The sequence below is a fragment of the Bradyrhizobium sp. CCBAU 45394 genome (genome assembly GCF_028128655.1).
Taxonomy (GTDB): Bacteria; Pseudomonadota; Alphaproteobacteria; order Rhizobiales; family Xanthobacteraceae; genus Bradyrhizobium; species Bradyrhizobium diazoefficiens.
The window spans coordinates 1-11,536 of sequence record NZ_LBIX01000125.1 but is presented as its reverse complement, the minus strand read 5'-3'; the positions used below and the strand labels follow the sequence as shown (position 1 = coordinate 11,536).

The following is an 11,536-nucleotide window of genomic DNA, read 5'->3' as shown; positions in this document are numbered from 1 at the left end:
TTTCGGCGGCGCTGCCCTCATCCAGGGGGTGGCATAGCGGGGAGAGAGTAGACGATGAGAAGGTCACTGACGATTGCGAGCAGCCTGGCCGTCATCGGCCTGACAGCGGGCATGTTTGCAGCAACGAAGCCCGCCCTTGCAGACGATCAGCTCACGATCACGGCTGGGGGCGGGTCCTTCCAGCAGGTCCTGCGCAAGCTGATGTTCGATCCGTTCTCGAAGGTGAGCGGGATCAAGATCACTGAAGCTGAGTACGACTACACGCTCGGCAAGATCCGCGCCATGGTCGAGACCAAGACCGTGAGCTGGGATGTGGTTTACGCTGGCGACTCGGGCACCCGGCAGATGTGCGCGGAGGGTCTGATTGAGGCTATCGACTGGAAGAAGCTTGGCCTCGATCGGACCAAGTTCGAGGGGGCCGAATACAGCGACTGTGGAGTGCCGGCTGGCATCGCGGCCTCCGTCGTTACCTACGACAGGGATAAGCTTCCGAACGGCCCAAAAAGCATCGCCGATTTCTTCGATCTGAATAAATTTCCCGGCAAGAGGGGACTGCCTAAGACTCCCCAGGTTACAGTCGAATGGGCTCTTATCGCAGACGGCGTGCCTATCAGGGACGTGTACAAGGTACTCAACACGCCGGAGGGAATTGATCGCGCATTCAAAAAGCTCGACACGATCAAAAAAGACATCGTCTGGTGGACGTCTGGCGCCCAGCCGATACAGCTTCTCGCCGATGGCCAAGTGGTCATGACCGATGCTTGGAATACGCGAATCTATGATGCGGTCAAGAACTCTGGCAAGCATTTCGAGATCGTGTGGGACGGCGCGGTAACGAACGGAAACGCTTGGGTGATTCTCAAAGGCACGCCGCGATTGGACAATGCCTATAAATTTGTCGCTTTAGCCGGATCTTCGCAAACGCAAGCCGACCTGGCTAGCTATACTAGCCAGGGGCCGGGCAACAATGGTGCCCTCGCACTCATCGATCCGGCCGTTCGTCCCAACATTCCGAATGATCATTCGGGAAGTGCTCTGCCGAGCGACTTAAGCTTTTGGAGTGAGAAGGGCGATGAACTCCGCCAGCGCTTTAACGCTTGGCTCGCGAAGTAAAGCCGTAGCGGGGCAGGCGCTTCCCTCTCTTCGCGGCATCAGCGCGGACAACCTCAAGGAATAGTCAATGTCGACGACGGCCATCCAAATTGGCAGCACCTTCGAAGGCATACCTCTGCGTCTCAAGCTCAAACGGATCGAGCGCCGGCAGAAGTTGAAGGCTCTCGTTCTCGTCCTGCCGCTGCTGCTATTCATTCTGGTCGCCTTCGTTCTTCCGATTGGCCGGATGCTCTTCAACGCTATCCACGACGATACACTCTTGACTCTGACGCCGCGGACAATGGCGGCGCTAAGAGGATGGGATGGCAAGGACCTGCCGGGCGAGGCCGTGTATGCCGCACTGGCGGGTGACCTCAAAGAGTCTTCGACGGGGAAAACGGCGGCCGCTATCGGCAAGCGCATCAACTACGAGTTGCCCGGATCTCTCAGCGAGGTGATATCGAGCGCGCGCAAAGCGAGCTTGCTTCCTACCGGGCCCTACAAAGAGGCATTGATCAAAATCAGTCCGCTCTGGGGCCGGCACGACGTTTGGAGCCTCCTGAAGCGTGGAACGTCGGCCTATACGGGCTATTACCTTCTGCGTTCTGTCGATTACGAGTATGGTCCGGACAGCCAGATTGTCGCCTCACCGCCGGAGAACAGGATCTTTCAGGACGTTTTCTTGCGCACGCTTGGCATCAGCATCGGCGTAACAGCCATAACCCTGCTGCTCGGCTTTCCTGTGGCCTTCCTCTTGGCGACATTGCCGCGCAAGTCCAGCAATCTTCTGATGATCTTGGTCGTACTGCCGTTCTGGACATCAGTGCTGATACGGACCACCGCCTGGGTCGTGCTGCTGCAACAGCACGGCATCGTCAATGACATGTTGATGGCGCTGCATGTCATCTCGCAACCAGCCGAGCTCATTTACAATAGGATAGGGACTATCGTGGCGATGACCCATATCCAGCTGCCCATAACTCTCCTGCCCATCTACAGCGTTATGCGTACGATCTCGCCGAGCTATGTCCGCGCCGCTCGCTCGCTCGGGGCTGGACCGTTCTACGCCTTTTGGAAGGTCTACTTCCCGCTGACCCTCCCGGGCATCGCCGCCGGCTGCCTGATGACCTTCATTCTGTGTCTCGGTTACTACATAACCCCGGCGCTGGTCGGAGGGCCGGCCGACCAAATGGTTAGCTCTTTTGTAGCCCACTATACAAATGAAGAACTTAATTGGGGCATGGCCTCGGCGCTTGGCGCCATTCTGCTCACTGTTACGTTGCTACTTTACTATTCTTTCAGCAAGCTGGTCGGCGTCGACCGCGTCAAGATGGGGTGAGAACGATGGTCGCCTCCGCCTATGCCCCTCCATTAGAAAAGGGTTGGCACTACTTGCACCGACTGCTCTGCGGGGCAGTGCTGTTGTTTTTGATTGCGCCGATCCTTGTCGTCGTTCCGCTCTCTTTCAATTCCGTGCCCTTCTTCACCTATCCAATGGCGGGGTTGTCCCTGCGATGGTATGAGGAGTTCTTCCTGACCGTCCGGTGGCAGGGCGCACTTCACAATTCGATTTTTGTCGCCGTCGCTGTGACCCTTCTGTCGACTGTTCTCGGCACGCTAGCTGCGCTCGGACTCAGCCGGCCGAACTTCCCCTGGCGCACGGCAGTGATGAGTGTGCTGATCTCGCCCATCATAGTCCCGGTTGTGATTACCGCGGTCGGCGTGTATTTTTTCTATGCCGATGTCGGGTTGCTCAATACCTTCGCCGCGCTGATCCTGGCGCATACCACGCTGGCTACGCCCTTCGTCATCATCACCGTGACGGCAACGCTGGCGGGCTTCGACCACTCTCTGAACCGTGCAGCCGCAGGGCTCGGCGCACCGCCGGTCACTGCGTTCTTCAAAGTTACATTGCCCCTCATACTTCCCGGCATGATCTCTGGAGCGCTCTTCGCCTTTCTCACCTCCTTCGACGAGGTCGTGGTCGCTCTTTTTGTTGCCAGTCCCGAACAGCGCACCTTGCCAAGGGTTATGTTTTCCGGTATCCGCGAAGAGATCAGCCCGACCATCATTGCTGCCGCGACGGTGCTGATCCTGTTCTCTATCGCCGTGCTGATCACTGTCGAGCTCTTGCGCCGGCGCTCCGAACGCCTGCGCGGGATTCGCGACCTTTAGCGTTGACGACGCGTCGCTCCAGAGCAACGACGATCCTGTCGCTCCACATTCGAACCGGCTCGGCGGTGTCAATCTCGGAGTTGGCGAGGTCGGAGACCAGATGCTCTCTGGAGCCGTTGACTATACGCCGATGGACATCAGGGAAGCGTGCCGGTGATCGAGGAGGATGGCCCGGAGATTGCTGGCCGAGAATGAGGCGTGAACCCAATGGCTAATCGACCGCTCTCACCGAGCGAGCGGTTTTTGACACGACCCTTGATTGCTTCTGTCTCATCCACCAAGTGCCGGATAGCATCCAGGAATTCCTAACCTTTAATGGTTGGTGCGTACCACCCTTTGTGCGCTCGAAGAGCTTGCCTAATGCCATCTTCTAGATCTCGCACGCCGCTACTGAGTGTTGATTGCTGGATCCTGAGCGCCGCTGCCCTTGCGAAGGCTTCGGTGCAGGGACGCCACGATCGCCTTAGGTGGAGGCGTCGGCTTGACCTCACGGAAGCGCTCCTTTTGCAGAATTTCTCCGATGTCAGCCGGGCTTTTGCGGTCTTTGTGCGTCGGGGCGGTTTACGTCTCTTCTCTCTCTCAGTTGGTTGAGGAAAGTGTTAGTGCCAGCAGAGACTTTGTGGGGGTGCACCCGTAGCCCGAAATGAGTAGTTACGCGCACCCCTTGATCGTTATGTCTATGGCCGCTCATCCACTAGCGCTCGAATAGGTACACCGGAACGGCGGCCTAAACAGAATCCTCTCAGGACAAATCGAATGGATATCGCGTTCACGAAGGAAGAGCGGGCGTTCCGCGAAGAAGTGCGTCAATTTCTGCGCGACAGCGTCCCGCATGAGGTGCGTCGCAAACTTATTGAAGGCCATGATCTGTCCAGAGACGAGATGGTCGCTTGGACGCGCATTCTGCACAAGAAGGGTTGGGCTGTGCCTGACTGGCCCAGAGAATATGGTGGAACGGGCTGGACGCCGGCCCAGTTGTATATCTTCGGTGAAGAGTTGCAAATGTATCCGGTGAAGGGGTTGCCCGAGTTCGGTACGACCTTGGTGGGCCCGGTGATTTATACCTTCGGTACCGAGGCGCAAAAGAAGCATTACCTCCCGCGTATTGCAAACGGAGATGATTGGTGGTGCCAGGGCTTCTCTGAGCCTGGCGCGGGGTCCGACCTCGCCTCGCTCAAGACACGGGCTGTGCGGTATGGTGACCACTACATCGTTAACGGCCAGAAGATATGGACGACTCTCGCCCAATATGCCGACTGGATTTTTTGCCTGGTCAGGACCAATCCGGATGTTAAGAAACAATTGGGTATCTCCTTCCTCCTGATCAACATGAAGTCGCCCGGAATTACCGTGCGCCCAATCCAGCTGATTGATGGCAGCTACGAAGTCAACGAAGTCTTCTTCGACAACGTGCGCGTCCCCGCCGAAAACCTTGTTGGTGTGGAAAACAAGGGCTGGGACTACGCCAAGTTCCTTCTTGGCAACGAACGTTTCAACATCGCTACTATTGGCTCTTCCAAAGAGCGTGTCCGGCGCGTCAAAACGCTTGCTGCGCTCTGCCGCGTCGGAGACGACCGGCTGATCGACCAGATCGCTTTCCGCGAAAAGGTCGCGGCCCTTGAGGTTCGCCTGAAGGCACTGGAGATGACGCAACTGCGCGTAGTCGCTAACGCATCCAAACGCCAGAGCGTCACCCAAGATCCCGCGAGCGCTATCCTGAAAATCAAGGCCTCGGAGATCCAGCAGACCACAGCGCAGCTTTTGATGGACGTCGTCGGCCCTTATGCGCAGCCCTACCAGTCGGATGAGGATATCAAGACGCATAACGGCCCGCCGATTGGTCCAGATTGGGCCGCAGCTATCGCGCCCGCCTATTTCAATGTCCGGAAGGTCTCAATTTACGGCGGCTCTGACGAAATCCAAAAAAACATCATCGCCAAGGCGATCCTCGGTCTCTGACGTTCTTTCTTGGTCGAGGAGACAAGGCGCAAGCCTGTTCGCAGCGGGCATAAGGGGGGCTGTCACGGCCCGCATTCAGGAGACTTTACCAGTGGACTTTGATCTTTCTGAGGAGCAGCGGCTTCTTAAGGACAGCATTGAGCGCCTGATGCTCGAAAGTTACGGTTTCGACCATCGGCGCAAGTACCAGAACGAGAAGGCGGGCTTTAGCGAGACCATGTGGACGCGCTATGCCGAACTTGGGCTTCTGGCTCTGCCGTTTTCTGAAGCGTATGGCGGCTTCGGCGGCGGCGCGGTCGAAATGATGATCGTAATGGAGAGCTTGGGCCAGGCGTTGATTCTTGAGCCCTATTTCGCGACCGTAGTGCTCGCTGGAGGCATCCTGCGGTATGGGGCAAACGAAGCGCAAAAGGCTAAACTCATTCCGGCGGTTGCTGAAGGGAGGACAAAACTTGCCTTCGCATACGCAGAGCCACATTCGCGCTACGACCTATTCCACGTAGAAACACAGGCGAAGAAGGACCGCGACGGGTGGTTGATCAGCGGTGCCAAAGGCCTTGTTCTCCATGGTGATGCGGCCGACAAGATCATTGTGTCGGCGAGAACGGCTGGAGGGCCCAGGGAAAAGGACGGGATCGGCCTCTTCCTCGTCGACGGCGAGGCGCCGGGCCTCACGCGCCGCGGCTATCGAACACAGGATGGACTGCATGCGGCCGAAGTCACACTTGAGAATGTGCGCGTTGAATCCGCCGAAGTGATTGGAGATCCCGCGCGCGCATTTCCCGTCATTCTGCGGGTTGCGGACGAGGCGGTTGCAGCGCTTTGCGCCGAAGCCGTCGGCTGCTTTGCAAAGATGCAATCGATCACGCTCGACTATCTGAAGACTCGCCAGCAATTTGGCAAGACCATCGGTTCGTTCCAAGTGCTTCAGCACCGGGCCGTCGATATGTTCGTCGAACTGGAACAGTCGCGCTCCATGGCGATGTACGCCGCGATGATGGCAGCCGAAGAGGATGCGACGAAGCGCGCTCGAGCGGTCTCGGCGGCGAAGGTCCAAATCGGCCAGTCGGCGAAAGCGATCGGCCAGCAGTCGATCCAGTTGCATGGCGGCGTCGGCATGACAATGGAATATAGCGTTGGCCACTATTTCAAGCGCGTCACGATGATCGACACATTGTTTGGAAATGCCGACCATCATCTCCGGCGGCTCGCATCGCTCGGAGGACTGATTAGTGATCAAGAAAGTGGAACACACAGCGAGGTAGTGTCGCATGGCTGAGGTCGTGAAACTCGAACGTCATGATGTCATCGCCACTATCACGGTCGACTATCCTCCCGTGAATGCGCTAAGTGCTGCGGTCCGCGGCGGTATTTTGGGATGCATGAACCTGGCGATCGCCGATCCAGAAGTGAAGGCGATCGTCCTGACCTGCGCCGGCCGCACATTCATCGCGGGGGCGGATATCACCGAATTTGGCAAGCCGCCCCAGCCCCCGACGTGGGACGAGTTTATGGCGGTCATTGAGGACTCGCCAAAGCCCGTAGTCGCTGCCATCCACGGCAACGCCCTCGGGGGTGGGTTGGAAGTCGCATTGGTTTGCCATTTCCGCGTCGCAACCGAAAACGCCAAACTCGGTTTACCCGAGGTCAAACTGGGCCTTCTGCCTGGCGGTGGCGGAACTCAACGCCTCCCCCGCGCCGTTGGACCTGAACTCGCGGTAAAGATGATCGTGGGCGGTGATCCGATCACTGCGCGAGAAGCTCTGAATAGTGGCCTGATCGCGGAAATCGTGGAAACTGCCGCGGCTGGCGGACAAACCTTCGCCCGCAAGGTTCTGACCAATCGGCTGCCAGTACGCAAGCTCCGCGACGATCAGTCAAAGCTCGCCGCGACAAAGAGCGACCGTTCGATTTTTACCAACGCAGTTGCCTCAATGACCAGGCGAGCGCGTGGGCTGGAAGCGCCGTTCGCCGCCGCCGATGCGATCGCCGCGGCGATCGACCTGCCGTTCGAAGAAGGGCTCAAAAAAGAGCTCGAAGGCTTCAACAAGCTGCTCCGCAGCGATCAGTCCAAGGCGCAACGGTATGCGTTCTTCGCCGAGCGCGCCGCCAACAAACTTGCAGGGCTTCCTGAAGGGACGAGGCCACGACAGATTGAACGTGTGGCGGTCGTCGGGGCTGGCACCATGGGAGGCGGCATCGCGATGTCCTTCGCCAATGCCGGCGTTTCTGTGACCCTAATTGAGAGCACGGAAGAGCAGCTCAAGCGCGGCTTAGGCACCATTCAGAAGACCTGGGAAGCATCCGCCGCGCGTGGCAGTATCCCCGGGGACGCTCCCGCCAAACGCATGGCCTTGATCAAGGCCGCGGTTGGCCTCAGCAATGTGAAGGATGCGGACCTTATCATCGAAGCGGTCTTCGAAACGATGGCCGTCAAGAAAGAGGTGTTCGCGCAACTCGACAAATGCGCCAAACAGGGCGCGGTTCTCGCCTCCAACACCAGCTACCTGGACATCGACGAGATCGCCTCGGTCACCGACCGACCGCAGGACGTGCTTGGCATGCACTTCTTCTCGCCTGCCAATGTAATGAAGTTGTGCGAGATCGTGCGCGGACCGCGAACCGCACCGGACGCGCTGATGACCGCGGTTTCGATTGCCCGCCAGATCGGCAAGGCGCCGGTCGTCGTCGGCCTCTGCCACGGGTTCGTCGCCAATCGCATGTACGATCCGGCTTTTAAGCAGGCAGATAAGCTGTTGTTCGACGGTGCACTGCCACATCAGATCGACGCGGTACTGACCAAATTCGGCATGCCGATGGGACCGTTCGTCATGGGCGATATGGCAGGCTTGGATATCGGCTGGCTTTCGCGCAAAGATCGGGGCGTCAAATCGGAGATTTCCGATGCCCTTTGTGAGGCAGGCCGCTTTGGCCTGAAGGCCGGCAAGGGCTGGTACAAGTATGAGGCCGGCTCTCGCGCGCCAATTCCGGACCCGGACGTCGAGAGACTGATCGACGAAACGCTCGTTCGCCTGGGCCGCAAGCGCCGAGCCATCAGCGACGAAGAAATTCTCGAGCGCATGATGTACTCCATCGTCAATGAGGGCGCGCGCATCCTCGAAGAAGGGATTGCCGCCAGGCCGGGCGACATCGATGTGGTGTGGCTCTATGGCTTTGGTTGGCCGATCTATCGGGGCGGACCAATGTATTGGGCCGACCAGGTCGGCCTGAAGCATATCGCCGACCGCCTCGCGTTCCATGCAAAGCAGACCAACGATCCCTCGCTTGAGCCGGCATCGCTCCTCAAGCGGTTGATCGTGGAAGGCAAGATCCTCGCCTCGCTCGCGTAGCGACGCGCCCGGGACGAGGATGCATATCGACAACATGACCAGCCACTTAACAAAGGAATAGCAACGCGATGATTCGCGATGAACAAGCCTATATTGTCGGTGCGTATGAGCATCCCACGCGTAAAGCGCCCGACAAGTCAGTCGTGCAGCTTCACGCCGAATGCGCCGCTGGTGCACTGGCTGACGCCGGTTTGACCAAAGACGACGTCGACGGCTACTTTTCGGCTGGCGACGAACCAGGCTTCCGCCCCGTCTCAATGGTCGACTTTCTGAATCTCAAGGTGCGCCATTGCGACTTCACCGATATTGGCGGTTCCGCACCTTTGCAGCACATTGCCCACGCCGCCCAAGCTATTGCGGCCGGCAAATGCAACGTGGCCCTGGTCACGTTGGCTGGTCGGCCTCGCAGCGCACCGGTCAATTTCCAACCGGACGTTACTCAGCCGGATTTGTTGTGGGAACGGCCGCTTCGGCAAAGCCTCCTGGATATCTACGCCTTGTGCGCCCGTCGTCACATGTATGAGTACGGAACCACTAACGAGCAGTTGGCGTGGATCAAAGTCGCTGCTTCTCACCATGCGCAGCACAATCCGCACGCTATGCTCCGCAAAGTGGTCACCACTCAAGATGTCCTAGCGTCTCCAATGGTGTCTGACCCTCTGCACCGGCTTGATTGTTGTGTCATCTCGGACGGCGGCGGAGCTGTTGTGGTGACGCGTCCAGAGATCGCCAAGAGCCTCAAGCGCCCTCGGGTAAAGGTGATCGGGGCGGGCGAGGGCATTCAGGGACAGGCGGCAGGCGCGGTCGAGCTTACCGCTTCGGCGGCCAGGCAGTCCGGCGCCATCGCATTTGCCGAGGCCGGTGTGAAGCCGGGCGATATCCGCTACGCTTCAATTTACGACAGCTTCACCATTACCGTCCTCATCGCGTTGGAGGACCTGGGGTTCTGCGAAAAGGGCCAGGGCGGCCGGTTTGTTGCCGACGGAAACTTAATCTCCGGCGTCGGCCGACTGCCCTTCAACACAGATGGCGGTGGTCTATGCAGCAACCATCCAGCGATGCGGGGCGGAATCACCAAGGTGATCGAGGCCGTCCGCCAGTTGCGAGGCGAGGCCCATCCCGCCGTTCAGGTCAAGAATTGCGCGCTGGCGCTAGCACATGGCACGGGGTGGCTGATGGGGACGCGCCACAGTAGCGCCACCCTCATCCTGGAACGGGAGTAATCACCATGACTGGCACAGACTTTATCGCACACAGTCCTGAGACCAAGCCCTTTTGGGATGCCGCCGCTGATGGCCGTTTCGTGCTGCCACGATGTCAGCAGTGTCATAGGACCCATTGGTATCCACGAGGAATCTGCCCACATTGTCTGTCGACGGATATTGATTGGCAGGAGTCTCCGGGGGAGGGCGAGATCTATTCCTTTTCTGTAAACCGCATGGGGAACGCGCCTTACGTGCTGGCCTATGTAGCGCTCACCGAAGGGCCGATCATGTTGACCAATGTGGTAGATGCAGATCCGGCCAAACTGTCGATAGGCGCGACGGTCAAGGTGATATTCAAGGCCGCCGCTCCGCAAGTCCCCGTTCCCCTCTTTGTCGTACGTTAATGGACCCGGTTCGGCCGGATGCCCACCTTCCTCTGCCGGCTGCAAGCCGCGGAGCCAAGTGCAGCGGTCGTAAGACAATGGGTCGACGGCAGCCGACCCATGCGGACGTATTCCTAGGCGCCAAGAAAATCCGCGAGTTGGCGCAGTAACAGACGCGCCACATGAGCTTGACGTCTTGATCCAGGGTCTGCGAATTGACGGCGCATCGCAGCGTCCTCTCTGTGCGTGCCTGGTCCTAGTTTTGCGGGATTGGCAAAAGCTCAATCCTGTCCTCCCGGCCGCCAACGTCGAGCAACTGAAAGACACTCTGTCACCCGTGTAGCAGGCGGCACGCCACGCATCACAGCCGCGCGCAATGAATAATAGAACCGGCCACCACTACTTGATTATTGCCGATTTCAGCCGTCACGGATCATCGAATGTGCGTGGATGAGATTCGGTTTATCGCAGCAATACAATATGAACTATAGGTGCAGGCTATCAGCGCGCGTCGCCGCAATTGGATTGAGCTGACAGAAAAAGTCCAGGAGCCGCTGTGACGGCCAATGAGACTTGCCGCCTGAAGCGCCCAATTCGAAGTTCGCGCAGCCGACGCGCAATCACCCCCTGTGTCAGCTACAACCACCAGGTGCCTTGCTAGCGTGATGATCTGCACACGGCGCGAACAGTTGCACACCAGTGGTTCTGACCTGCCACTGAGTTTTCATCCGGTGGCGGTTAGAGTCTCGGGGTTTTGTACGCCAAGTGGCGCGGGTGGAGCAACGGACGATCGGCGGAGCTGGTCGGGGTTGCGCAGCCGGTCGTCCGTTGCGGTGAGGTGGGCGGCATAGGCCGCGGGGGTCAGGTATTTCAGCGACGAGTGAGGCCGCTGGAGATTGTAGTCGGCAACCCAGTTGGCGATCTTGGCGCGAGCATCGTCGAGTTCGAAGAACAAGGTCTCGTTGAGCAGTTCGTCGCGCATCCGGCCGTTGATGGGGAAGACGGCCCCGCTCCCTCGGCGCCGGCGATATACTGGCGATGTATACCCGCTAACAGGAGCTATTCCCTATGAAAGTCGCGACAATTGGATTGGACATTTCGAAGCACGTGTTTCACATCCATGCAGTTGACAGCCAAGGCCAAGTGACCAGTCGCCAGCGCCTCCGGCGAGGCGAGATCATGTCGTTCTTCTCCTCGCTCGCACCTTGCTTGGTCGGCATCGAGGCTTGCGCGACCGCTCATCACTGGGCGCGGGAGATTCGGCAGTTTGGACACGATGTAAGATTGATTCCGCCGGCCTATGTCAAACCCTACGGTGCGCCCCGACGGCGCGTATTACCAGTGGAGGAAGGATCCACCCAGAGAGTTGTCG

At 58.6% G+C, this 11,536-nt stretch carries 8 protein-coding genes and 2 pseudogenes; 9 read left to right on the top strand and 1 reads right to left on the bottom strand.

All coding sequences use genetic code 11. The features are described from left to right. Positions 1 to 54 precede the first annotated feature (54 nt). The 8 genes from WN73_RS12880 (at position 55) to WN73_RS12845 (ending at position 10,185) form a co-directional block, all read left to right on the top strand. Positions 55 to 1,113: an ABC transporter substrate-binding protein gene (locus tag WN73_RS12880; protein ID WP_271553104.1), complete on the top strand. Its 1,059-nt coding sequence runs from the start codon at positions 55 to 57 to the stop codon at positions 1,111 to 1,113. 67 nt (positions 1,114 to 1,180) lie between these two features. Further along, positions 1,181 to 2,431: an ABC transporter permease gene (locus WN73_RS12875; protein WP_271553103.1), complete on the top strand. Its 1,251-nt coding sequence runs from the start codon at positions 1,181 to 1,183 to the stop codon at positions 2,429 to 2,431. A 5-nt stretch (positions 2,432 to 2,436) separates the two neighbouring features. Next, positions 2,437 to 3,267, top strand: coding sequence for an ABC transporter permease (locus WN73_RS12870; protein WP_271553102.1), 831 nt, complete (start codon positions 2,437 to 2,439; stop codon positions 3,265 to 3,267). 756 nt (positions 3,268 to 4,023) lie between these two features. Beyond that, a complete protein-coding gene (pimC, locus tag WN73_RS12865) occupies positions 4,024 to 5,226 on the top strand; it encodes a pimeloyl-CoA dehydrogenase large subunit (RefSeq protein ID WP_271553100.1) in 1,203 nt (400 codons plus the stop codon). A 91-nt stretch (positions 5,227 to 5,317) separates the two neighbouring features. Next, positions 5,318 to 6,505, top strand: a complete 1,188-nt coding sequence (locus WN73_RS12860) for an acyl-CoA dehydrogenase family protein (protein ID WP_271553099.1) — start codon at positions 5,318 to 5,320, stop codon at positions 6,503 to 6,505. Then, positions 6,498 to 8,576 (top strand): 3-hydroxyacyl-CoA dehydrogenase NAD-binding domain-containing protein, encoded by a 2,079-nt coding sequence (locus WN73_RS12855; RefSeq protein WP_271553098.1) that lies wholly within the window; start codon positions 6,498 to 6,500, stop codon positions 8,574 to 8,576. Before WN73_RS12860 ends, WN73_RS12855 begins: the two co-directional genes overlap by 8 nt. Before the next feature lie 68 nt (positions 8,577 to 8,644). After that, positions 8,645 to 9,799 carry a thiolase domain-containing protein gene (locus tag WN73_RS12850; RefSeq protein WP_271553097.1) on the top strand — a complete coding sequence of 385 codons (1,155 nt, stop codon included), beginning with the start codon at positions 8,645 to 8,647 and terminating at the stop codon, positions 9,797 to 9,799. Between the two features lie 5 nt (positions 9,800 to 9,804). Next, entirely contained in the window at positions 9,805 to 10,185 is a 381-nt protein-coding gene (locus WN73_RS12845) for a Zn-ribbon domain-containing OB-fold protein (RefSeq protein ID WP_271553096.1), read from the top strand. A 703-nt stretch (positions 10,186 to 10,888) separates the two neighbouring features. On the opposite strand, the pseudogene WN73_RS12840 reads toward WN73_RS12845, so the two are convergent. Then, positions 10,889 to 11,158: pseudogene (locus WN73_RS12840) on the bottom strand (integrase core domain-containing protein); the annotation flags it as partial. Positions 11,159 to 11,232: 74 nt separating this feature from the next. Here WN73_RS12840 and WN73_RS12835 point away from each other — a divergent pair. Further along, positions 11,233 to 11,536, top strand: a pseudogene (locus WN73_RS12835) (hypothetical protein); the annotation flags it as partial.

Excerpts from the sequence above, each read along its gene's own strand:
- WN73_RS12855 (WP_271553098.1), top strand. The coding sequence starts at position 6,498 with ATGGCTGAGGTCGTGAAACTCGAACGTCATGATGTCATCGCCACTATC.
- pimC (WP_271553100.1), top strand. The coding sequence starts at position 4,024 with ATGGATATCGCGTTCACGAAGGAAGAGCGGGCGTTCCGCGAAGAAGTG.
- WN73_RS12880 (WP_271553104.1), top strand. The coding sequence starts at position 55 with ATGAGAAGGTCACTGACGATTGCGAGCAGCCTGGCCGTCATCGGCCTG.
- WN73_RS12845 (WP_271553096.1), top strand. The coding sequence starts at position 9,805 with ATGACTGGCACAGACTTTATCGCACACAGTCCTGAGACCAAGCCCTTT.
- WN73_RS12850 (WP_271553097.1), top strand. The coding sequence starts at position 8,645 with ATGATTCGCGATGAACAAGCCTATATTGTCGGTGCGTATGAGCATCCC.
- WN73_RS12875 (WP_271553103.1), top strand. The coding sequence starts at position 1,181 with ATGTCGACGACGGCCATCCAAATTGGCAGCACCTTCGAAGGCATACCT.
- WN73_RS12870 (WP_271553102.1), top strand. The coding sequence starts at position 2,437 with ATGGTCGCCTCCGCCTATGCCCCTCCATTAGAAAAGGGTTGGCACTAC.